Origin of the sequence: Mycobacterium sp. E3247, from assembly GCF_001667785.1 — a bacterium.
Taxonomy (GTDB): Bacteria; Actinomycetota; Actinomycetes; order Mycobacteriales; family Mycobacteriaceae; genus Mycobacterium.
This window is the reverse complement of record NZ_LZJG01000504.1, coordinates 1-21817: the sequence shown is the minus strand read 5'-3', so window position 1 is coordinate 21817 and position 21817 is coordinate 1. Positions and strand designations below refer to the sequence as shown.

The 21817-nt window shown below is 67.5% G+C and carries 21 protein-coding genes; 8 read left to right on the top strand and 13 right to left on the bottom strand.

All coding sequences use genetic code 11. The features are described 5' to 3' along the window. Positions 1-532 precede the first annotated feature (532 nt). Entirely contained in the window at positions 533-1411 is an 879-nt protein-coding gene (locus A9X04_RS25460) for an NAD-dependent epimerase/dehydratase family protein (RefSeq protein WP_082975245.1), read from the bottom strand. Positions 1412-1768: 357 nt separating this feature from the next. Between A9X04_RS25460 and A9X04_RS25455 the strand changes: the two genes are divergently transcribed. The 6 genes from A9X04_RS25455 (at position 1769) to A9X04_RS32460 (ending at position 6351) form a co-directional block, all read left to right on the top strand. Then, the gene (locus A9X04_RS25455; protein ID WP_067926776.1) at positions 1769-2476 is read left to right on the top strand and encodes a TetR/AcrR family transcriptional regulator; all 708 of its coding nucleotides are present in this window, start codon (positions 1769-1771) and stop codon (positions 2474-2476) included. A gap of 36 nt (positions 2477-2512) precedes the next feature. Next, positions 2513-2977: a DUF1772 domain-containing protein gene (locus A9X04_RS25450; RefSeq protein ID WP_067926773.1), complete on the top strand. Its 465-nt coding sequence runs from the start codon at positions 2513-2515 to the stop codon at positions 2975-2977. 404 nt (positions 2978-3381) lie between these two features. Next, positions 3382-4110 carry a class I SAM-dependent methyltransferase gene (locus A9X04_RS25445; protein ID WP_067926771.1) on the top strand — a complete coding sequence of 243 codons (729 nt, stop codon included), beginning with the start codon at positions 3382-3384 and terminating at the stop codon, positions 4108-4110. Between the two features lie 229 nt (positions 4111-4339). After that, positions 4340-4882: a hypothetical protein gene (locus A9X04_RS25440; protein WP_067926768.1), complete on the top strand. Its 543-nt coding sequence runs from the start codon at positions 4340-4342 to the stop codon at positions 4880-4882. Continuing rightward, on the top strand, positions 4830-5648 hold the full coding sequence (locus A9X04_RS25435; RefSeq protein WP_082975243.1) for a maleylpyruvate isomerase N-terminal domain-containing protein: 819 nt from the start codon (positions 4830-4832) through the stop codon (positions 5646-5648). Before A9X04_RS25440 ends, A9X04_RS25435 begins: the two co-directional genes overlap by 53 nt. Positions 5649-5790: 142 nt before the next feature. Next, the gene (locus A9X04_RS32460) at positions 5791-6351 is read left to right on the top strand and encodes a hypothetical protein (protein WP_067926760.1); all 561 of its coding nucleotides are present in this window, start codon (positions 5791-5793) and stop codon (positions 6349-6351) included. A 15-nt stretch (positions 6352-6366) separates the two neighbouring features. Here the strand turns inward: A9X04_RS32460 and A9X04_RS25425 are convergent, their stop codons facing one another. From A9X04_RS25425 to A9X04_RS25410, 4 genes are all read right to left on the bottom strand, one after another. Next, the gene (locus tag A9X04_RS25425) at positions 6367-7545 is read right to left on the bottom strand and encodes a serine hydrolase domain-containing protein (RefSeq protein WP_067926757.1); all 1179 of its coding nucleotides are present in this window, start codon (positions 7543-7545) and stop codon (positions 6367-6369) included. Next, a complete protein-coding gene (locus A9X04_RS25420) occupies positions 7542-9023 on the bottom strand; it encodes a biotin carboxylase (protein ID WP_067926755.1) in 1482 nt (493 codons plus the stop codon). The genes A9X04_RS25425 and A9X04_RS25420 overlap by 4 nt, the downstream gene beginning before the upstream one ends. 211 nt (positions 9024-9234) lie before the next feature. Further along, complete coding sequence (locus A9X04_RS30045) at positions 9235-9972, bottom strand: carboxymuconolactone decarboxylase family protein (protein WP_082975241.1); 738 nt, start codon at positions 9970-9972, stop codon at positions 9235-9237. A gap of 59 nt (positions 9973-10031) precedes the next feature. Then, the gene (locus A9X04_RS25410; RefSeq protein ID WP_067926752.1) at positions 10032-10724 is read right to left on the bottom strand and encodes a type 1 glutamine amidotransferase domain-containing protein; all 693 of its coding nucleotides are present in this window, start codon (positions 10722-10724) and stop codon (positions 10032-10034) included. 259 nt (positions 10725-10983) lie between these two features. Here A9X04_RS25410 and A9X04_RS25405 point away from each other — a divergent pair, with 259 nt between their 5' ends. Together A9X04_RS25405 and A9X04_RS25400 are read left to right on the top strand one after the other, a co-directional pair. After that, the gene (locus tag A9X04_RS25405) at positions 10984-11427 is read left to right on the top strand and encodes a hypothetical protein (protein ID WP_067926749.1); all 444 of its coding nucleotides are present in this window, start codon (positions 10984-10986) and stop codon (positions 11425-11427) included. Positions 11428-11755: 328 nt separating this feature from the next. Further along, complete coding sequence (locus A9X04_RS25400) at positions 11756-12526, top strand: enoyl-CoA hydratase (protein ID WP_067926747.1); 771 nt, start codon at positions 11756-11758, stop codon at positions 12524-12526. A gap of 45 nt (positions 12527-12571) precedes the next feature. Here A9X04_RS25400 and A9X04_RS25395 read toward each other — a convergent pair whose 3' ends face one another. The 8 genes from A9X04_RS25395 to A9X04_RS25360 form a co-directional block, all read right to left on the bottom strand. Then, positions 12572-13735 carry a dihydrolipoamide acetyltransferase family protein gene (locus tag A9X04_RS25395; protein ID WP_067926744.1) on the bottom strand — a complete coding sequence of 388 codons (1164 nt, stop codon included), beginning with the start codon at positions 13733-13735 and terminating at the stop codon, positions 12572-12574. After that, positions 13732-14787: a 3-methyl-2-oxobutanoate dehydrogenase subunit beta gene (gene bkdB, locus A9X04_RS25390; RefSeq protein WP_067926741.1), complete on the bottom strand. Its 1056-nt coding sequence runs from the start codon at positions 14785-14787 to the stop codon at positions 13732-13734. The genes A9X04_RS25395 and bkdB overlap by 4 nt, the downstream gene beginning before the upstream one ends. Beyond that, entirely contained in the window at positions 14784-15875 is a 1092-nt protein-coding gene (pdhA, locus tag A9X04_RS25385) for a pyruvate dehydrogenase (acetyl-transferring) E1 component subunit alpha (RefSeq protein WP_067926739.1), read from the bottom strand. Before pdhA ends, bkdB begins: the two co-directional genes overlap by 4 nt. 265 nt (positions 15876-16140) lie before the next feature. Continuing rightward, entirely contained in the window at positions 16141-16962 is an 822-nt protein-coding gene (locus A9X04_RS25380; RefSeq protein WP_067926736.1) for a CoA ester lyase, read from the bottom strand. Continuing rightward, positions 16959-17456 carry a MaoC family dehydratase gene (locus tag A9X04_RS25375; RefSeq protein ID WP_067926733.1) on the bottom strand — a complete coding sequence of 166 codons (498 nt, stop codon included), beginning with the start codon at positions 17454-17456 and terminating at the stop codon, positions 16959-16961. The genes A9X04_RS25380 and A9X04_RS25375 overlap by 4 nt, the downstream gene beginning before the upstream one ends. A gap of 49 nt (positions 17457-17505) precedes the next feature. Beyond that, positions 17506-18672 (bottom strand): acyl-CoA dehydrogenase family protein, encoded by a 1167-nt coding sequence (locus A9X04_RS25370; RefSeq protein ID WP_067926730.1) that lies wholly within the window; start codon positions 18670-18672, stop codon positions 17506-17508. After that, positions 18669-20675 (bottom strand): acetyl/propionyl/methylcrotonyl-CoA carboxylase subunit alpha, encoded by a 2007-nt coding sequence (locus A9X04_RS25365; protein WP_067926793.1) that lies wholly within the window; start codon positions 20673-20675, stop codon positions 18669-18671. Before A9X04_RS25365 ends, A9X04_RS25370 begins: the two co-directional genes overlap by 4 nt. Before the next feature lie 5 nt (positions 20676-20680). Further along, a partial coding sequence (locus A9X04_RS25360) for a carboxyl transferase domain-containing protein (RefSeq protein WP_067926727.1) occupies positions 20681-21817 on the bottom strand: 1137 nt, incomplete at its 5' end.

Here is a 21817-nt window from a genome sequence, read left to right as displayed (position 1 = left end):
CGGTGACAATGTCACCGGAAATTTCGGTTACAACGTCACCATAAAGGGACGTTGTAAACATTATGGGGGGTCTTAGGACTGGTCGGGCTACCAGGAAGGCCAGAAACGAAGGATTTCAACTCGGCGCAACGATGTGTTTATTAGACTGTGAGGCCGCTTTGGCGAGATGCCGACCGGGTGGTGAACGCGTCGCCTAGGCGCCGTTCACGGATTCGCGGAAGTCCTTCGGCGACAGCGGGATTGGCGCCTGGCGAATCAGGTTCGCTGTGGTCATGGGCCGCACGGCAAGGGACCGTGCAACAACGCCGCGACTATTTGGTTCACAGTCGTCATAGGCTGCGCGGCCAGCCCAGCGAACTGGACGGCGCGCCCGTCCTCGGCGCTTGCTGAGGAGCACTCGGATCGGCTATTTCGTTGATCGGCGTAGCCGCAACCTCGCGAACCACGTCACCCGATCCGTGCGTGAGGACGAGGGTTCGAGACGGCGTCTACCTCCTCCACCGTCCCTCGTCGCCAACTCCGTCGATATCGCCTATCCGGCGGCCAGCTCTTCTAGGAGGCCCGGCCGGTGCGGTTGCCAGCCCAGCTCGCCGCGGGCGTGAGCGTGAGTAGCGACTTGATCCAACATGAGCGCTTCAACCATCACATTCCAATACCGCTCAGCGTCCGCCGGATCCCATGCCTGCACCTGGGCGGAATGGCGATCGGCCATGACTTTCGCCGCATCCTTCATGCGCACCGACTCGTCGCTGGCAGCCAGATAGACCGACCCCGCCGGCGCTGACTCGACCGCCAACGCGTAGAGATCACCGAGGTCGTCGGCGTGCACGACGGCCCACCGGTTGGAGCCGTCGCCAAAGTGACGAACGACCCTGTCCTCACCGCTCCCTTCCGGAGCCAACAGCATGGGCACGTAGCCGCGCCTGCCGCCATAGACCAGCCCGGGGCGGATCCGAATGGTGCGCAGGCCCTGGCCGGCGGCCTCGAGCAACATCTGTTCTATCGCAGGCCGCCAAGCGACGACCATCGGTGGTGCGAGCGGTGAGTCCTCGGTCAACGGAGCCGATCCGACGTTGCCATGGAGCCAGAGGCCGCTGGTGTAGACGAACGGCTTGTCGGTGCCGGCGAAGGCTGCGACCAGGGCAGCTACCACACGCTGATCCAGTTCAGCAGCCCGCTCATCATTGCTGGAGGCCGCGTGCACCGCGCCGTCCATGCGCTGCGCGAGGTGGGACAACCCATCGGTCTCGAAAAGGTCGGCCACAACCACCTCGACGCCATCTGGCACCCCCGCGCGAATGCTTTCGTCGCGGACCGTACCGGTGACGGTATGGCCGCGTTGGGTGAGAGCACGGGCCACCGCGCCGCCGATCGTTCCCGTGACGCCAGTTACTAGTACATGCATGGACATTGTCCCTTCACTCTCGATTCGCAATCAGGATCGCTCGCGGGGCCAGGTACGGTGGCGCGGCCTTGCCGTTGCGCCGGATAGCGTCATCAATTCGGCGGGCACGGCGGTCTGTGACCGGAAGGGCCTCCTCCAGTTCGGGGCGCATCGTGGAAGCACACGGCCGGAACACGCGGCCGCGCCTCCGACCTGCTTGACTGTACAGGTTACACAGTACACAATTATTACGGTGTGAGTAAGCCGTAAGTAGTACGAGGGTGGAGTCATGAGCACCAGCACCACGAAACATTCCGCGAAGACGGTCAACGGCCACAATCCGGACGCGATTGACAGCTTCGTCGCCGAGGAGGGTGGTGAACAATGACGCTTCGCGAACAGGACACGCCTCCCCCGGCCCCACCTACGCTGACACCGGCCCAGCGACGGAGAGACCGGGAGCGAGCCGCCGCGCGGGCGACGATCCTGTCCGCGGCCCTGGATGTGGCCCGCCGCGACGGGTGGGACGCAGTCACCATGCGTCGGCTCGCCGGCGAAATCGAGTACTCCGCGAACTTTGCCTATCGCTACTTCACCGGCCGCGACGACATCCTCCGTACCCTGGTGCGCGAAGCGTTCGCCCGGCTCCGGGAGGCCATGGCCACCGCGAGTCAGCAGACGGAGCCGGATTCTGACAGCGGCTCCACCACCCGCATGTCGAGCACTGACGCGTCGAGCGCGGCGGCTGCAAGAGTGCGGCGTGCGGGCCATGCCTACCTCGATTTCGCCCTGACCCACCCCGACCTCTATCAGCTGATGTACGGCCTGGGCGGCGTGCGGGTGCCCGCCACCGACGCCTGGACTGAAGGGCAGGCTATCGGCAACATCATGAGCGAACTGCTCAGCGCCGCCGGTGACACCCGTGCCGAGCAGCACGTATTGCAGCTGTGGGCGACCGCGCACGGGCTGATTGCGCTCCTCGTCGTCGGCCGTGTCGATGTCGATGCCAGTGAACTTCATGCGCTGTTCGAGGACGCACTGACCGACTGCCTCACCCGCGCCCTGCCCGGGCCCGAAACAGCCCGGGCGTAGCCCGTCCGACCTCCTGGAAGGAACGACCTCGCCACCATGAACGCCGTTGCCATCGCTATCGCCGTCGTCGGCGTGCTCAGCCTAGGAATCATCTACGGCACCGACCTGTTTTGCGCACTCATCGTGCGGCCGGCCGCAAGCGGCGCCGCCGATGCCTCCATCGCGGACTTGATCGGCCGAGTCCACGAATATGGGGACCGCCGCCTGCCTATACCTGGGGTGGTATCGATCCTGGCTGCAGGACTCGCCATCGCCATCAGCGACGGCGTCCCGGCCCGCGTCGGGGCAGCGACCGCCCTGATCGGACTGCTGGCCTGGCTCGCCATCTACCTATCCATCAGCGCGCCCATCAACAAGAGGCTCCGCTCGGCCGCAGCTAGCCATACCGTCCCGGCAGACACCAAAGAGCTTCAGCGACGCTGGGACCGCGTCATTTGGCTTCGAGCTGCTCTGCAGACCATTGCACTGGGCGGTCTCCTGGCGGTCATCATCGTCCGCTGAACCGCAAAGAGGGCCACGCCCCGTCGCGCGCACAGCTGGTGGAAGCAGCCCATCGCTCGGACGGTGATGGATGAGGAGCTTGAGCCCAGCGTAGATTTCCCGCCGCCTCGTGATTGACACCGACTTCCCCGATGTTGTGTCGTCGCGGCTCCGCCGCGAGGGTCTAAGTGCTGTTCATCGCCGCCAGCGGCCAGGCGCTCGAGCGTGAATGATCTGTTTGCGGACCGGGCGTGCGCTACCGATGCCCGAGGCGGGTCGAAACGTCGCCGCTGCCGCATGTAACCCCATCCGATCAGCACCGAGCTGGGGATCCATTCCCAGTCAAGGAAGGCTCCAGTCCCGCCCCCTAGATTTGCGGGGCAGCGAAGACGTCAAAAAGAGCTTCCGTGGAAGGTGACCCACTCATGACAGGACAGCAAGACCTGAAGCTTCTGCAGCCACACGACTACGAGGAGCTGTACCGGGAGGGAAAGACATCGCCGGGCGAGGTCGGCACGAGTCTCGACGTTATTCCGTGGGACATTGGGGCGCCGCAGCCGATCATCGTCGAGCTCGCGCAGGCCGGCGAGATCACCGGCCCCGTGCTGGACGCTGGGTGTGGCCTCGGGGAAAACGCGCTGTTCTTCGCCGAATGCGGCTACCAGGTCACCGGGGTCGACGCGTCCTCATGCGCGATCGAAGACAACCGGACTAAGGCGCACGAACGCGGCTTGCAAGTCGAGTTCGTCGTGGCCGATGCGACCACGATGGAGGGCGTCGAAGGCCCGTTCCGCACGGCTGTGGATAGCGCGCTGTTGCACTGTCTGGACGCAGAGGCGCAGCGCAGCTACATATCCGCGCTGCACGGGATCTGCGAACGCGGAGCACGCCTGCATTTGCTGTGCTTCTCGGACATGCTTCCCGCGGAAATCCCGGCCTATCGGAGCACCGAGGCCCACCTGCGCGAATCTTTCAGCAACGGTTGGATGATCCACCGGCTACAGCGCCGCGGCTACGCCACCACCTTTACCAAGGAAAAGGTCCGCAGCCTCCTCGAGAGGGACTCTTCGGCGATGGACCTCAGTCACCTTGAGGTCGATGATGCGGGGCGACTTCTGCTGCCGATCTGGCAACTGACCGCTGAACGGATCTGACGCGTCCATTCCCGAACAGCTCGCTGACGACGACGAAGTCAGCGTGAATCGCACAGTCCGCGTCTACCCCGCCCCTTCCCGCGCACCCTCCATCTTACGGTTATCTTAGATATCTCTTATTTTTCTTATTTTTGGTGTACTGTCGTCCGTCATGAGGTCGACGAAACCGTGCGTTGGCGCGGATCAACAGGAGCGACGCGCGAGTCGGCTCGGTGAACACGCCGTCGTATTGGGCGCGGGCATCGCGGGCTTGCTTGCGGCGCGGGTTCTTTCGGAGTTCTACGATTCGGTGACCGTGACGGGCGATGCGCTGTGCAGTCTGAACCCCGTCTATGGCCAAGGCATGACGATGGCGGCGCTGCAAGCACTGGCACTGCGCGGGCGTCTACGGGGTGGCGATCGGGATTTGGCCAAGCGGTTCTTTGACGCCGCTGCCGCCGATATCGGTCCCACGTGGGCCCGCAACCAAGCTAACGACCGGGTCCCGTCTCGTGCCGGGAAGCGCTCGCTGCGCCAGAGGCCGCTCGCGGCGATGGTCAACGCGATGTTGATCGCCGCCGGCTACGACATCGCGGTGGCCGAACGGCTACTCCGCGTCGCCCACCTGGTCGATCAGCCGTCCCGGCTGACCGACCCCGCACTGCTGCCCCACGTCCTCGCCGCAAACCTTCGGCATCTGTTCGTGCGGACCCGCAACAGGGCGAGTAGGGCGCCGACCGATGTCGACCGGTCGCCCGGCGCGTTGCTTTACCGAGGACAACAGCATGGCTGACAGCGAAATCGAGGACGACCGCGATCCGCGACCGCCCCGGTTGTTGCCGCATTCAGACGCGGCGGCGGCCTACCGCCTCGTCTACGGGCGTGTCGATGAGCTGCTACGCGGCCGTGCCGAGGTCGCCGACCTGGCGGTGCCGGCTTGTCCTGCCTGGACGATCCGCCAGACGGTGGCTCACCTGGCCGGCGTTGCGGCGGACGTCGTTTCACTCAACGCGAAGGCCAAGGGCGCGAACTCCTGGACTCAGGCGCAGATCGACCGCCTCGACGGACACAGCGTCGACGAGTTACTGGACCTGTGGGAGCAGATGATCGAGGCGGTGACGGCAACGCTCGCTCTGGCCCCCCAAGCATCCGCATGCCAGCTGGTCTTCGACACCCTCACCCACGAGCACGACATTCGTGGCGCCTTGAGCGAACCAGGCTCTCGCACAGGCGATCTCACGTTCGAGGTAGCACTGGGGTTCGTGACGACCATGGGCGACCAATTCATTCGGCAAGCGGGATTGCCGGTGCTGCGGTTGATCACCCCCACGACCGGATCCGTACAGCTCGGTGCGTCGCATACGGCGCGCGGCGAAGTCGCCCTCGACGTCTCGGATTTCGAGGCGCTGCGCGCCTTCGGCGGCCGACGCAGCATCCGGCAACTGTTCGCGCTGCCCTGGCAGGGAGACCCGACAGATCTCCTGCCGGCCTTCGCACAGCTGCTGCCGGCCTTCAGCAACGGCGGTGTGCGACCTCCTGAGGATGACCTCGTCGAATGACCACGGCGTGATGTGGTGCGGTTACCTTGACACTTCCCCAAAGGGAGTTGAACGTTCGGGCCGGCCCCCGAAGACGAACGGGCGGCCCGGCCAACTGGTCAGATGCTTTTTGGTGCGGCAGTGATGCGGGTAACCTCGTGGGGTGCGCGCGGAATCTAGAATTGCCGCACCCGCGGTTGCCGCGGCGATCGCCGCATGCCCGTGTCCCGTCGCTTCGGCTGACCCCACGCCCGAGAATCCACCGTTCCCTATCGGGCAGTTGGGCGCGCCCGTGCATGCGCGGGCGGCTGGCGGCGCGACCGCCGACATCACTGTCAACAGTGCAACGTGGTTACCGCCGGGGTGCGCCTCTCATTTTGCGGATCCGACGTCCGGCTCAGGGTGCAACGTGGTGGAAGTGACTATCACCGCGACGTCCCACCGGTTCTTCCAATTCGACCGCAATTACCTCTTCGCCGGATACGGCGGCGGCAATCAGCCGTTGACCCATCCCGCCGATGCGCCCCAGCCGGCAACGCTTGCGGTGGACTACCAACGGCTCGACAAGATGCCCCCGCTGCAATCGGGCGGCCTGCACGACGGGCAGTCCGCACATGGATTCGTCGGCTTCGCGATGCCGAGGGCGGGCGACCTGTACATCACGATCAACGATCCCTCGCAACCCGCTCCCTACACCGAGGCGGGCTGGGTCGCCCACACCTGACGCGGCCTGCAGGCACTAACGCGCGATTCCGGCCAGCTCGCGTGCCACCGCATCGAAGGCACGCAGCGTGTCCAGCATGTGCGGCTCGTGGGAGTGCGGCTGGGCGGACACCTTGGCGGCGACCAGCTCAGCCGGACGGTTGACGTAGATCATCTGCCCGCACATGCCCAGGCACAACACGACGTCGTTGCCCGGGTACGGAAACCACATCTGGTTGCGGTACATGCCGCCGGGCAGATCGGTGTCGTGGTCGGGGCTGGCGGCGAAGGCCTCGCGTGAATCGGGGCCGCCGTCGAGGGTGTCGGCGATCCACGCAGCCGGCACCACCCGCCGGCCGGTCAGCGACACGCCGTCGCGCAAAAACAGCGACCCGAACCGGATCATGTCGATCAGGCAGGCGCTGATGCCGCCGTCAAAAAATCCGGTGCCGACGGGATCGACACCGATGGTGGCGTCGCTTTGGGCGCCGATGCGGCTCCACAGCAGTTCGGACATCAGGTCGGTCATCCGCTGGCCGCCGGCGACCTCGCAGATCCACCCCAATACGTCGGTCTCACACGAGCGGTATTCGAACGGGCCGCCGTGTGGCGACTTCTGCCTCAGCGTCAGCAGGAAGTCGTGCACCGTGGCGGGATCGTCCGCAGAACGCCGGGGCGCCCAGCCCATCGCGCGGTCGAGGCGGTGTATCTCTGCGGCCGGGTCGGCGTAGTTCTCGGAGAACTTGATGCCCGACCTCATGTCCAGCAGGTGGCGCACCGTCGCACCGGCGTACCCGCAATTCGCCAGGGCGGGAACGTATTTCGTGACCGGTGCGTCGAGCTCGATGGCGCCGGAGCCGTGCAGCGCGCCGACGACGGCCGCCACCATCGACTTGCTCACCGAGAACAGCAGATGTCGGCTGTCCGCCCTGAGGTGGTCGAGGTACTCCTCGGCCACCAGCGACCCGCGGTGGGCGACGGCCCAGCCGTCGGTAACGGTGGCGGCCATCACTGCGCCCACGGTGCTGGCCGCGCCGTCAGTGCTGGTCAACCGGATCTCGGCCACCGGCGCAGGGGCCGTGGGCAGCACCGCGGCCGGCCCCGTCCCGCGCGAGATGATCGCCGTCGGCACCATGTCTTCGACGTGCTGGAACGACCACCGCGAATACGGGGGCGACAGCCAGTTGTCCAGTGAGATTCCCGCCGGGACGCTCACGCGCGCGCGACGAGCCGCGAGACGATCGGCGCGGCGGGCGTCAGGGGCGTTGAGGTGAACTTCGCCTTCATGCCCTTGACCCAGCGCTGGCAGCGCTCGCTGAGCTGATAGTCGTCCGTCTGCAGATGTGCGCGGGTGACGAGCACGCCGAGTTGGGCGCCCTCCGAACGCAAGTCGCCGGGCGCCGCGACCCGCATGTAAAAGGCCTCGGAGCCGTCGAGCAGCGTGGCCCAGTCGTTGGCGGTCCGCGAGAAGGAGACCCGGCCGTCGTCGTCGATGCGCCATACCCCGGTTCGTGGCGTCGCGGTGAAGATCTCGATATCCGGCGAGGTCTCGGTGAGTATCACCTGGCCCCAGACCTCGTCCTCGCCGTAGCCGCGCTCCCAGCGCGAGTTGATCTCGTCGATGTCGAGCTCGTAGTCCACGTCCATGTACTCGAGCAGGTGAAAGAGGAACAGCGGCATGTCGGCGTAGGCCTCGGTGGTCAGGTTCGTCATCGGACTCGCGCCACTCAGCCGCGGATTCACCTCGCCGAGGTAGAGCTCGTCGGAGTCGAGGTCGTGCAGCAGGTCCACCTCGAAGTAGCCGAGGTAGCCCTCGCGGCGCATGACGTCGCCCAGCTTTGTCACCATTTCTCGCGCGGCGTGGGTCTGGGCGGGCGGCAGCACCTCGTGCCAGATGTCATTGCCACACCAGCTGCCCCGGCTAGGAGTCAGCTCCGAATACCCGACGAGACTCGTCATCGCGGGGCCGACCACGGTGCCGTGGCGCGTCACGGCACCCTCGAGGCACACCTCGACATTGCGGATGCGCTTCATGACCTTGAGGTCCTGCCCGACCAGGTCACCGGCGTGCTCGTCCCAGTCGCGCTGACCGTGCACAAAGAACGTCCCGCTGCCGGCATTGCCATATGCGATCGAGATGACGAGGTCGTCTCCCAAGCCGGCGTCTTGTGCGAGCGCCAGCAGTTCGTCGTAGGAGCCGGCCCGCCCGATCGTGTTGGGCACACTGGGCACCCCGGCCTCGTCGGCCAGGCGCGTCATGACGATCTTGGAGCCCAGGCGGTTGCGCAGCTCGATCGGCGGATGCATGACCTCGAGGCCCGCGGACCGCGCGAGCGCCTGGATTTCCTCGTTCATCATCACAAAGCAGCACTTGCCGCCGGGGCCTTTACCGGCGATGAACTCGAGCGTCTCGGGGTCGGACAAGAGGTGGCTGCACACCTCGTCCATCGAGTCGAAATCGCGGCGGTCGCGGCGCCGCGGCACGAATACGCGCGAGTGTGTGCCCTCGAAAGAGTCGAAGTAGGTGAGGTAGAAGAAGTTTCGTATCCAGCGGTCGACGCCCAGCAGGTTGAACGGGGTCGGCGAGATGAAGTACAGCGGCACCTTGTTGGTGTGGAAGAACGCGCGTACGTCCGAGAGGCCTTTCAGCGGCCCGCGCTGCGCCGGGCCGGACCCGCCGGCGGGCACGCTCACGCCACCCGCGCTGACGTCGGCGCCTGCTGCCGGCGCTGGCGTCGGAGGGGCGGGGGCGACGCGGTCGGCGTGTGGGCGGTGAGCTCAGGTGTCTTCATTCCACAAGTCTGGCCCGGCGCACCGCCGGGCGAAAGTGCAGAGTGCCGCGGCGTCGGCGTCATCTTCCGTCTCTGCGCCAACAACGGGCGCGTCCCGCGCTCATGCACGGCGATCAGCCACCGAACGCGTTGGCGCCCATGACCAGGGCCGCGGTGCCACCGAAGAGATATCCGACCTCGACCGCCTCGGTCACTTCGGGCTCCGAGGCGCCCGCGGCGCGCGCGTTCCCGGCAAGCGTCTTGACGCCGTCCGGATGTGCGGCGATCGCGTCGGTCACCATCGCCATGAGGAGCTTGTATTTGGCCGGAATAGCGCCATCCCTCAGGATCCGCTCACGCATCGCCAGGTAGGAATCGCCGAATTGCGGGTCGCGCTGCTCGATGGCCCCGAGCCACGGCGGCTTGCCAAGGCCCGGGGCCGGCGGGCCCGCTACAGGGTTGCCGGGGTCGGGGCAGCCACTAGCCGGGATGGCAGCGCCGTCACCGCACACGTCGGCGCGGCTGGGCGGCGCCCCGTGCGCCAGCAAGAGGGCGCCCAGGATGAGCGCCACCATCCATAGCACCGTGCACGCCCGGCAATCCGCGACCGCCACCGGCAGCGCGTGCCTTCTGCGCATGGTGGCGGCCCCAACGGAGCGGCCGAGCCTGACCGCTTCGGCGATCTCGGCCGCCGAGGCACCCGCCGCGCGCGCATCGCCGGCCGCCGCCTCGGCCCCGCCCGGACGCGCGCAGGCCGCGCCGGCGGCCATCGCGATAAGCGCGCGGTACTTGGCCGGAATGGCGGCATGGTGTGGGTCCGTGCACGGGAGTCGCGCCGGCGTTGTCGGCGACGGGCGGAATCTGACGGTCATTGCCGAAACGTACGCCCGGGCATTGCCCGGCGCAACCGAAACATGTTGCGGCCCTTCGCTTAAGGCAGTTCCTTCATGAACTCCTTCGCCAAAGGGCCCGCGGAGGCCGGATTCTGGCCGGTGAACAGGTTGCGGTCCTTCACCGTGTAGGGCTTCCAGGCCTCGCCCCGGGAGAAGTCGACGCCCATCTTCACCAGTTCGTCCTCGGCGGTCCACCGCGCCTTCGCCCGCAGCCCGACGGCGTCCTCCTCGTCGTTGGTGAAAGCCGTGACCTTGTAGCCGGCGAACGGGGAATTGCCGTTGCGCCGAGTCGCCATCATCGCGACCGGCGCGTGGCAGACGATGGCCAGGGGCTTGCCGGAGGCCAGCGCTGCGGTCAGCAACCGGCCTGAATCGGCGTCCTGCCAGAGGTCCTCCATCGGGCCGTGACCACCGGGGTAATAGACGGCGTCGTAGTCCTCGAGGCGGGCGTTGGCCAATGCGATCGGGTGCCGTAATTCCTCGGCGGACCGCAGGATCTCCTCGAGTTCCGCAGCAATCTCTTCACTGCCGGCCATCGACGGACGCAAGCTCATCACATCCACATGCGGGACAACGCCTTTCGGCGTGGCCACCACGACCTGGTGACCCGCATCCGTGAGTGTGCGGTACGGCGCCGCGAACTCCTCGGCCCAGTAGCCGGTCGGATGTCTCGTCCCGTCCTGAAGCGTCCAGTAGCTTGCGCCCGTCACCACGAAAAGAACCTTCGCCATCGCGCTTCCCCTCGATTGCCCCGCAACGTATCGACCCGCCCCAGCGTCGCCCATCTGGCCTGGGCCTGCAATACCCGCCCGCGCCCGTCGCATCCATGACACCCGGCGGAAATGGTTTTTAACAACGGCTTCACCGCCGCTTGTCGCCCAGAGTTTGCCTATTAGACGGTTCGGGAACCACAATTGGCGTGTCGTGCGAGCAGATGACGCCAGCGGGGGGATTATGACGTAGGCGTCTCTATTCGAGGGGTGGTCGATGATGACGTCGGACGACTGGCAACCGGTGGTACGAGTTGGAGAACCAAAGTTCGTAGCCGGCCTGGGAAACAGGATCAAAGTCGAGGTCAAGACACGGGGCTGGCTGAGCCGGGACTGGCGAAGCTACTTCGGTCTACAGGTATCGCAGCAACGGCTCGATGCCAGGTACTCCTCTTATCCCTGCTGGGATGAGGTCCAGCGCATCGAGGGGACGTGCGCCCTCGACGATGCGGAGCGCTACATCGAAATGATCGATGCCGCAATCCACTACGCGAACACCAGATTGCGAAATGACGCGGTGCCAAAGACGGTCATGTCCGGCGCGCAGCCGGATCAACGGGCGTGCGCGGTGCGACGGCGCCAGGCGGCGCTCGATGAACTGGCGAAGAAGTTGGCGAAACCCGAGGTCGGGGACAACGTCGCCTCTTTAAATACATCCTGGTAATCAGCTGCCGTCCGATCGCGCGCGCATGCGATCGAGGCCGACACGAGGAAAGCGCAAACGCATTCGAGAGTGCACGACCATTCTTTGCCGAATTTCGACGCCACCTCAATGGCGTTCGCGTTGTTGGACCTAAGCAATCCCGGAGGGACGCCACGCGAAGCCGATTAATCGGCTGTTCATGACCGCGTGGAACCACACCCATACGCCGGCCGACTTGGCGAAACCCACCGGGACGCCCGCAGTACCCTTACCCTGCCCCGAGTCGCAGCCGCGGCACCGTAATCGTGCGTCGCCAAGACGCGCCAACTCCAAGCCACGGAGGTACCCGATGGCCCAGTCAGACCTCGTCTTGTTCACCGTCGACAATCGCGTCGCGCTCATCACCGTCAACGACCCCGACCGGCGCAACGCGGTCACCGCCGAGATGTCGGCCCGCCTGCGCGCGGCCGTCGAGCGGGCGGAGGCCGATCCGGACGTGCACGCCGTGGTGGTCACCGGCGCCGGCAAGGCCTTCTGCGCCGGCGCGGACCTGAGCGCGCTCAGCGCGGCCGGCGGTGACAAAGCCGAGACCGGGCTGCAGCAGCTCTACGACGGCTTCATGGCCGTCAGCAGTTGCCGGCTGCCCACCATCGCCGCGGTCAACGGCGCGGCCGTCGGCGCGGGCCTGAATCTCGCATTGGCGGCCGACGTTCGCATCGCCGGGCCCGCGGCGTTGTTCGACGCCCGATTCCAGAAGCTGGGGCTGCACCCCGGCGGCGGCGCGACGTGGATGCTGCAGCGGGCGGTGGGCCCCCAGGTCGCGCGCGCGGCACTGCTTTTCGGCATGCGTTTCGACGCCGAAGCCGCCGCCCACCACGGCTTGGCGCTGGCCGTCGCCGACGATCCCGTCGCCGCGGCGCTGGAGCTGGCGGCGGGGCCCGCGGCCGCCCCGCGCGAGGTCGTCCTGGCGACGAAGGCCACCATGCGCGCCACCGTCAGCCCGGGATCGCTGGATCACGAACAACACGTGTTCGCCATGCGCACCGAACTCGGGCCGCAGGCCTACTCCATCCAGTCTCCGGAGTTTGCCCAGCGATTGGCCGCCGCGCAGCGCCGGTAGTACGAGTGCGGCCTGTTCCGGTATCCGATACCGCCGCACCACGGGCTACAGGTCGAGCAATGCGGTCATCGGTGATTCGACCAGATCCCTCAGCTCGGTGACGAACCGGGCCGCCTGGGCGCCGTCGGCGACGCGGTGGTCGAACACGCAGGTGAGCGTCATGGTCGGGCGCACCACGACCTGATCACCCACGGCCACCGGGCGCGGTTTGATCGCACCCATCCCCAGGATCGCCGCTTCCGGGTGGTTGATCACCGGCACGCCGTCGTCGGCACCCAGCGCCCCGAAGTTCGACACGGTGAAGGTGGAGCCGCGCAATTCGGCCGGGGTCAACGTGCCCTCCCGCGCGCCGGTGACCAATTCGGTTGCCCGTCTTGCCAGTTCGCGGGTGGTCTTGGTGTGCGCGTCGGCGATTACCGGGACCAGCAGCCCACGCGGGGTGGCCACTCCGAATCCGAGGTGCACACGTCGCTCGACGCGAACCGCCGGACCTTCGGCCGAGTCGACCCATGTCGCGTTGAGAATCTGGTTGTGGCACAGCGCAATGAGTAGTAGCCGCATCGTCAGGACGAACGGCGTGATCTTCTCGTCCGTCGACACCCGATCCGATAGCCGCATCAATTCGGTGCAGTCGACCTCGACGCTGACTTTGGCGGCCGGGATCTCGCGGTGCGACAACGCCATCTTCTCGGCCATCCGCGCCTGCACGCCACGGACCGGTCGGACGTCGGCACCGTTCTGGTCCGCGGCCGCCAACACGTCGGCGCGGGTGATGATGCTGTCGGGATCGCGTGGCAGCGAGCGCAGGTCGACCATCAATTCCTTGGCCAATTTGCGCACCGGAGGGGCGGCGAGCGGGCGGCGGGTTCGCCGGCTGGTGTCGATGCCGGCGTCCGCGCCATAACCGACGAGCGTGGGGACGGTCCCGGCGGCCGCAGGCTCGTCGCCGTTCAGCGGTGCCGTATCGATGCGGACCAGCACCTCCCCCACAGGCAGCACATCGCCTTCGCCGCCGCGCGTTTCGACGATCCGACCCGCGTACGGGCTGGGCAGCTCCACCTCCGCCTTGGCCGTCTCCACCGTGCACAGCACCTGGTTGAGTTCGACGTCGTCGCCCGCGGCGACGTTCCAGTGCGTCACGGTCACTTCCTGCAGTCCCTCGCCGAGGTCGGGGACGCGGAATGACTTCACCCGCTCGGCGGCGTTCATGGCAGCCCCAACGCACGCTCGACGCAGTCCAGCAGCCGGTCGGGGCCGGGCAGCCACAGTCGCTCCAGCCGTGCCGGCGGGTAAGGGGTGTCGAATCCGCAGGCGCGCAACACCGGCGCCTCCAACTCGTAGAACAGCTCCTCTTGAATCCGGGCGGCCAACCCGGCACCATATCCCAGGCTGCGCGGCCCCTCGTGCATCACCACACAACGCCCGGTCCGATGAATCGACGCGGCCACGGTGTCGAAGTCCAACGGGACCAGTGATCGCAGGTCGATGACCTCGATGCTCCAACCACGTTGGCGTTGCGCCTCTTCCGCCGCACCGACCGCGGTGCCGACCAGGCTGCCGTAGGTCACGACCGTCACATCCGAGCCGGGGCGGCGTACCGTCGCCCGCCCGATCGGCGGTTCGGGACGGTCGGTGTCGACCGTGCCGCGGACCTGATAGCGCCGCTTCGGCTCGAGGTACATCACCGGGTCCGGGCAGGCGATCGCGTGGCGAAGCAGCCAGTAGGCGTCGGCCGGAGTGGACGGAACCACCACCTTGAGGCCGGCGGTATGGGCCCAATACGACTCGGTGGAGTCCGAATGATGTTCGGCGGCACCGATTCCACCGAAGGACGGGATCCGCACCGTTACCGGCATGTCGACCTCGCCGCGGGTGCGGGTGCGGTACTTCGCCAGATGGCTGACCACCTGATCGAAAGCCGGGTAGCAAAACCCGTCGAATTGAATCTCCGGTACCGGGACGAAGCCGCGCAACGCCAGACCCACCGCGATGCCGATGATGGCGGACTCGGCCAGCGGCGTGTCGAAACAGCGTGTGTCACCGAATTTTTCGGCCAGCCCCTCGGTTACCCGGAACACCCCACCCTCGACCGAGACGTCCTCACCGAACACCAGCACCCGGTCGTCGGCGGCCATCGCGTCATGCAGGCTCCGGTTGAGCGCTTGCACCATGGTCGTCGACTGCGCACCCAGTGCCGCGTTCTGCGTTGCCGTGGTGAGGGTTTCGGCGGGACCGGCGGGCCGATCGGCGAGCTGGGTCATTCGATCCTCCCCAGTTCGGCCCGCAGCGCTTGGCGTTGCGCCTCCAACCCGGGCGTCATTTCGGCGTACACGCTGGTGAACACCTCGTCGATGTCGAAGTCGGGTGCCCCGAACACCGCGTCGCGCAGCTCGGTGCGCATCCGCTTCGAGCGGGCAGCGACCCGCTCCTCCAAGCGGTTCGACCACAGCCCCTGCCCCTGCAGGTAGGCGCGGTAGCGCGGGATCGGGTCGAGCGCCGCCCAGCGGTCCACCTCCTCCTGGGTCCGGTAACGGCTGGGATCATCCGACGTGGTGTGCGGGCCGAGCCGGTAGGTGACCGCCTCGATCAGGGTCGGTCCGCCGCCGGCCCGGGCGCGGGCGGCGGCCTCGGCCATCACCGCGTAGCAGGCCAGCACGTCGTTGCCGTCCACCCGGATTCCCGGCATGCCGTAGCCGATTGCCTTGTGCGCGATGGACGGTGCCTTGGTCTGTTTGTGGATCGGCACCGAGATCGCCCACTGGTTGTTCTGCACGAAGAACACGCACGGCGTGGCGAACACGGCCGCGAAGTTCAGTGCCTCGTGCACGTCCCCCACGCTGGTGGCACCGTCACCGAGGAAGGCCACCGCCACCGAGTCCTCGCCGAGCCGCTGCGCGGCCATCGCCGCGCCGACGGCGTGCAGCGTCTGCGTGCCGATCGGGATCGAGGTCGGGGCGCAGCATTTCTTGGTGAATTCCAGTCCGCCGTGCCAGGTTCCGCGCCATACCGCGCCCACGTGCCCGGGCGGGATGCCGCGCACCAGGTACACGCCGAGCTCCCGGTATTGCGGAAACAACCAGTCCGTCTTGCGCAAACAGGCCGCCGCGCCCACCTGGGCGGCTTCCTGACCGCGGCAGGACGCGAACAACGCCAACTCCCCCTGGCGCTTGAGGTTGACGAACTCGGTGTCCAGCTCTCGGGTGACCACCATCATCTCGTAGAGCCAGGACAGTGTCTCCACGGGAAGGTCGCGGCCGTAGCGGAGTTCGGGCGTCGGTGTGCCGTCGGGAGCGACAAGTTGCACCGGATCGAGGTCGACGGTCATCGGTGGTTGAGGGGCCTTTGCCATACCGTCTCCCTACTTCGGTGCCGCAGGGGTCACAGCAAAAGCTCAACCGGGACCCGCCGCGAGCCGAAGTCGATCGCCAGCTACACGAAAGGCTCCGCTCGCCGCGACACTGGCGTACTCACCATTATGCGCTCGGATGAGAAGAGACCGCGGCGATCGCGACCGTGTCGCGACCACCGGGGGTTTGGGCGGGGCCGGCCGGAGCCTCCAACCATTAGACGACTTTCGATTTTGATATCGCCGGCGATATCGCTTTCGCGAAGCTTCAACCGGCGCCGGACTGCCCCGCCCTGCGCACCAGCATCTCGGCGTGCTTGAGCACCGGCGAGTCCACCATCTGGCCCTCGAAGGCGAAAACGCCACGCTCGGTCCGCGCGGCCGCCAATACCCTTCGCGCCCAGTCGACTTTGTCCTCGCTGGGGCGATAGGCGTCGCGCACGACCGGAATCTGGGTCGGGTGAATGCAGACCGTCCCGTGGAAGCCCACCGCGACGGCGTCGTAGGCTTCCGCCCGCAAGCCGTCGAGGTCTCGGATGTCCAAATGCACCGCGTCGAGGGCGATCCGGCCGAAGGTGGACGCCGCCAGCAGGACCGTCGACCGCACATGGCGGGCAACGTCGCGGTAGGCGCCGTCGGCCAGCCGGCTGGAGCTGCCCCCGAGCGCGGCGACCAGGTCCTCGGCGCCCCACATCATCGCGACGGTGCCGTCGGCAGCGGCGATCTCGGTGCTGAACACCGCCCCGCGGGGCGTCTCGATCAGCGCGATGACGTCGCGCGGTGCCAGCGCGGACACCTGCGCGGCCGACTCGGTCTTGGACAGCATCACCGTCGTGTAGGGCGTCGCGGCCAGGGCGTCCAGGTCGCGGGCGTACTCGTCGGTGCCGGCCGCGTTGATGCGCACCACGGTGCGCTCGGGGTCCAGCGGGGTCTCCCGCAGCGCCTTGCGCGCGGCAGGCTTGTCCGCTTCGGCCACCCCGTCCTCGAGGTCGAGGATCACCACGTCGGCCGCGGCGGCGGCCTTGACGAACCGCTCGGGACGGTCGGCAGGGCAGAACAGCCAGCCCGGGCCGGCGGACTGCAGGTTCACGTGGCCTCCTGGTCGCTGGGGCGCTTCTGGACCAGCGTGGTCCGCACCGCGCGCGCAATGACATCGCCGTGCTGGTTGCGACCGGTGTGCTCGAGGGTGACGATCCCTTCGCCGGGCCGGCTCTTGGACTCGCGCTTGCCGGTGCACACCGTCTCCGCGTACAGGGTGTCGCCGTGGAAGACGGGCTTGGGGAACGACACCTCGGAGAAGCCCAGGTTGGCGACGATGGTGCCCAGCGTCAGCTGCGAGACGGACAGCCCGACCAGCGTGGACAGGGTGAACATCGAGTTCACCAACCGCTCGCCCCGAAAGCCCGGCTGCTCGGCGGCCCACGCCGCGTCCAGGTGCAGCGACTGGGTGTTCATCGTCAGCGTGGTGAACAAGACGTTGTCGGCCTCGGTGATGGTGCGGCCCGGCCGGTGCAGGTAGGTCGTGCCGATCTCGAATTCCTCGAACCACAGGCCCCGCTGCATGATCGACTTGCCTTCCGTCATGAGCGCCGCTCCTCCTCATCGCTACGCTCTGCATCGTCGACGGCGCGCGTCATGACAGCCCCAGCGACCGAGCGATCAGCATCAGCTGCACTTCGGTGGTCCCCTCGCCGATCTCGAGGATCTTGCTGTCGCGGTAATGCCGCGCCACCGGGTATTCGTTCATGAACCCGTACCCGCCGTGGATCTGGGTGGCGTCGCGCGCGTTGTCCATGGCCGCCTCCGACGAGATCATCTTCGCGATCGCCGCCTCCTTCTTGAATGGCTTGCTCGCCAACATCTTCGCTGCGGCATCGTAGTACGCGGTGCGCGCGACGTGAGCACGCGCTTCCATCCGGGCGATCTTGAAGCTGATGGCCTGATACGAGCCGATCGGCTGGCCAAAGGACTGCCGCTCCTTGGCATACTTGACGCTCTCGTCGACGCAGCCCTGGGCGGCGCCGGTGGCCAGCGCGGCGATCGCGATGCGGCCCTCGTCGAGGATGGACAGAAAGTTGGCGTAGCCGGTGCCGCGGGCGCCTAGCAGGTTCTCCTCGGGGACGCGGGCGTCGGCGAAGCTCAGCGGGTGGGTATCGGACGCATTCCAGCCGACCTTGCTGTAGACCGGCTCGACGGTGAATCCCGGTGTGCCGTTGGGCACGATGATGGTCGAGATCTCCTTCTTGCCGTCACCGACCGTTCCCGTGACCGCGGTGACTGTCACCAGCTTGGTGATGTCGGTGCCGGAGTTGGTGATGAACTGCTTGCTGCCGTTGATCACCCACTCGCCGTTGTCGAGGCGGGCCGTGGTCCGGGTGGCGCCCGCGTCGGAGCCGGCGCCCGGCTCGGTGAGCCCGAAGCCGGCCAGCGCCCGGCCGGCCGTCAGTTCCGGCAGCCACTTCTGCTTCTGTTCTTCGGTGCCGAACCGGTAGATCGGCATCGCGCCAAGGCCGACGCCGGCCTCCAGCGTGATGGCCACCGACTGGTCGACCTTGCCGAGTTCCTCGAGCACCAGCGCCAGCGCGAAGTAGTCGCCGCCCATGCCGCCGTATTCCTCGGGGAACGGCAGGCCGAACAGCCCCATCTCGCCCATCTTGGCCACCACTTCGTACGGGAAGCTGTGCTCTTCATCGTGTTTGGCCGAAACCGGCGCGACCACGGTGCGCGCGAACTCGGCCACGGTGTCGCGAAGATCCTCGTATTCCTTGGATAGCGTTCCCGTCGTGATGGATGTCGTCATGTCTCGTCCTTACTCGAATCGGCTGCTGTGTCGGGCTCTTCGGGGACCAGCCGGGCCAGCACTTGGTCGACGGTGACCTGATCGCCGACGGACACCAAGACCTCCACCCGTCCCGAAACCGGTGCGGACAGCGAATGTTCCATCTTCATCGCCTCCACGACCACCACCACGTCACCCTCGGATACCTCGGTGCCCGAGGGGACCTGGACCGCGATGACGCTGCCGGGCATGGGGCTGAGGATCTCGGCCTGCTGCCCGCCTGCGGCGCGGTGAATCTTGTGCTCTTCGGCCTCGCGCAGGTGCCAGGCCCCCCGCTCGTCGGCGATCCACAGGTGCCGGTCGGCCTCCGCCCACCGGTATTCGCGGCGCACGCCGTCCAGCGTGAGGTCCATGCGGGAACCGTCGACCCGTACGCCGGCCGAACGGATCTCGCCCGAGCCCACCTGCACCCGGGCGGCGTCCGGTGTGCCCCATACCGAGACGGTGGCGCTGCGCAGCGGGGTCTGCATCTCGGTGCGGACGGGCGCCGGCGCCCCACCGACCCGCCATCCGGTGGGCACCGCCCAGGGGTTGCCCGCGGCCCGACGGTCCAGCGCCCACTGGCGGTAGAGGCCCCCGGCGGCGAGCACGTCGTCGGGGGCCGGCAGCGGTGCGAAGTCCGCCACCCGCTCGTCCAGCAGCGCAGTGTCCAGGTCGCCGGCGCGGACGCGCTCGTCGGCCAGCAGGAACCTGAGGAATTCGATGTTGGTCTGCACCCCGAGGATCGCCGTGTGTGCCAGTGCCCCGTCGAGTTTCGCCAGCGCCTCGTCGCGGTCCTCCCCGTGGGCGATGACCTTGCTCAGCATCGGGTCGTAGTCGCTGCCGACCAGCGTGCCCGCCAGCAGCGACGAGTCGACGCGGACCCCGGCCCCGGAAGGTTCGACCACCCGCAGCACCCGGCCGCCGGTGGGCAGGAAGCCGCGTGCGGGATCCTCGGCGTACACCCGGGCCTCGATGGCGTGGCCGTGCAATTCGATGTCGTCCTGCGCGAAGCTCAGCTTCTCGCCGGCGGCCACCCGTAGCTGCCACTCGACCAGGTCCAAACCGGTAATCGCCTCGGTGACCGGGTGTTCCACCTGCAGCCGAGTGTTCATCTCCATGAAGAAGAACTCGTCCGGCCGGTCGGCGGAGACGATGAACTCCACCGTGCCCGCGCCGACGTAGTCGACGCTGCGAGCGGTGTTGCAGGCGGCCGCCCCGATGCGGGCGCGGGTCTGTGGGTCGAGCAAGGGCGAGGGCGCCTCCTCGATCACCTTCTGGTGGCGCCGCTGCAGGCTGCACTCCCGCTCGCCGAGATGCACCACGTTGCCGTGGGTGTCGGCGAGCACCTGCACCTCGATGTGCCTGGGCCGCAACATGAACCGCTCGAGGAACAGGGTGTCGTCGCCGAACGACGAGGCGGCCTCCCGGCGAGCGCCCACCAAGGCCTCGCGCAGCCGGCTCGGGTCGTCCACCAGGCGCATGCCTTTGCCGCCGCCGCCCGCCGACGGCTTGATCAACACCGGGTAGCCGACCTCTTCGGCGGCCGCGACGAGCTCGTCGTCGCTGAGTCCGGGCTTGGCCACCCCGGGAACCACCGGCACGTCGAACGCGGCGACCGCATTCTTGGCGGTGATCTTGTCGCCCATCACCTGTATCGCTTGCGGCGGCGGGCCCAGGAACACCACACCGGCACGCTCGCAGGCGGCGGCGAATTCCGCGTTCTCCGAGAGGAACCCGTAGCCCGGGTGGATCGCCTGCGCTCCTGTGCGCGCCGCCGCGTCCAGCACCTTGCCGATGTCTAGGTAGCTCTCGCGCGCCGCGGCGGGCCCCAGGCGCACGGCCGTGTCGGCCTCCAGGACGTGGCGGGCGTTGGCGTCGGGGTCGCTGTACACCGCGACCGAGCGGATGCCCAGCCGGCGCAGGGTCCCCATCACCCGGACCGCGATCTCGCCGCGGTTGGCCACCAATACGGTCTCGAACATGGCCATCACATCCGGAAGACGCCGTAGGAGACCGGCTCCAGCGGGGCATGGGCACATATCGAAAGGGCCAGCCCGACAACCGTTCTGGTGTCGGCCGGATCGATGATGCCGTCGTCCCACAGGCGCGCGGTGGAATAGTACGGGTTGCCCTGGTCCTCGTATTGGGCGCGGATCGGCGCCTTGAAGGCCTCCTCATCGTCGGGCGGCCAGGGTTTGCCGGACGCGGCGAGCTGTTCGCCGCGCACCGTGGCCAGCACCGACGCGGCCTGCTCGCCGCCCATCACCGAGATCCGGGCGTTGGGCCACATCCACAGGAAGCGCGGCGAGTACGCCCGCCCGCACATCGAATAGTTGCCCGCCCCATAGGATCCGCCGATCACGACGGTCAGCTTGGGCACCCGGGCGCACGCCACCGCGGTCACCATCTTGGCGCCGTGCTTGGCGATGCCGCCCGCTTCGTAGTCGCGACCGACCATGAACCCGGCGATGTTCTGCAGGAACAGCAGCGGGATCTTGCGTTTGTCGCAGAGCTCGATGAAATGCGCGCCTTTCAAGGCGGATTCGCTGAACAGGACGCCGTTGTTGGCGATGATGCCGACGGGATGGCCGTGGATGCGGGCGAAGGCGGTCACCAGCGTCTTGCCGTAATTGGTCTTGAACTCGCTGAACTCACCACCGTCGACCAGCCGGACGATCACCTCGTGCACGTCGTAGGGCACTCGGGGGTCCGGCGGCACCACGTCGTAGAGATCGGTCTGCGCATGCTTGGGCTCGACCGCGGGACGGACGTCCCATTGGCTGGGCTCGCGCGGGCCGAAGGTGGCCGCCATCGCGCGCACGATGCGCAGCGCGTGCTCGTCGTCGTCGGCGAGGTGGTCGGTGACACCGGAGACCCGCGAGTGCAGGTCGCCGCCGCCGAGGTCCTCGGCCGAGACGATCTCACCGGTCGCCGCCTTCACCAGGGGCGGCCCGCCGAGGAAGATGGTGCCCTGTTCGCGGACGATGACGGCCTCGTCGCTCATGGCCGGCACATACGCGCCACCAGCCGTGCACGAACCGAGGACGGCGGCCACCTGCGGGATTTCCTTGGCGCTCATGGTCGCCTGGTTGTAGAAGATCCGGCCGAAGTGCTCGCGGTCGGG

Bases quoted from the DNA above. Each gene is read 5' to 3' on its own strand.
- A9X04_RS25445 (WP_067926771.1), top strand. From the start codon at position 3,382: ATGACAGGACAGCAAGACCTGAAGCTTCTGCAGCCACACGACTACGAG.
- A9X04_RS25370 (WP_067926730.1), bottom strand. From the start codon at position 18,672: ATGACGACATCCATCACGACGGGAACGCTATCCAAGGAATACGAGGAT.
- A9X04_RS25460 (WP_082975245.1), bottom strand. From the start codon at position 1,411: ATGTCCATGCATGTACTAGTAACTGGCGTCACGGGAACGATCGGCGGC.
- A9X04_RS25400 (WP_067926747.1), top strand. From the start codon at position 11,756: ATGGCCCAGTCAGACCTCGTCTTGTTCACCGTCGACAATCGCGTCGCG.
- A9X04_RS25395 (WP_067926744.1), bottom strand. From the start codon at position 13,735: ATGAACGCCGCCGAGCGGGTGAAGTCATTCCGCGTCCCCGACCTCGGC.
- A9X04_RS25365 (WP_067926793.1), bottom strand. From the start codon at position 20,675: ATGTTCGAGACCGTATTGGTGGCCAACCGCGGCGAGATCGCGGTCCGG.
- A9X04_RS30045 (WP_082975241.1), bottom strand. From the start codon at position 9,972: ATGACCGTCAGATTCCGCCCGTCGCCGACAACGCCGGCGCGACTCCCG.
- A9X04_RS25435 (WP_082975243.1), top strand. From the start codon at position 4,830: ATGTCGACCGGTCGCCCGGCGCGTTGCTTTACCGAGGACAACAGCATG.
- A9X04_RS25375 (WP_067926733.1), bottom strand. From the start codon at position 17,456: ATGACGGAAGGCAAGTCGATCATGCAGCGGGGCCTGTGGTTCGAGGAA.
- A9X04_RS25410 (WP_067926752.1), bottom strand. From the start codon at position 10,724: ATGGCGAAGGTTCTTTTCGTGGTGACGGGCGCAAGCTACTGGACGCTT.
- A9X04_RS25455 (WP_067926776.1), top strand. From the start codon at position 1,769: ATGACGCTTCGCGAACAGGACACGCCTCCCCCGGCCCCACCTACGCTG.
- pdhA (WP_067926739.1), bottom strand. From the start codon at position 15,875: ATGGCAAAGGCCCCTCAACCACCGATGACCGTCGACCTCGATCCGGTG.
- bkdB (WP_067926741.1), bottom strand. From the start codon at position 14,787: ATGACCCAGCTCGCCGATCGGCCCGCCGGTCCCGCCGAAACCCTCACC.
- A9X04_RS25450 (WP_067926773.1), top strand. From the start codon at position 2,513: ATGAACGCCGTTGCCATCGCTATCGCCGTCGTCGGCGTGCTCAGCCTA.
- A9X04_RS25405 (WP_067926749.1), top strand. From the start codon at position 10,984: ATGACGTCGGACGACTGGCAACCGGTGGTACGAGTTGGAGAACCAAAG.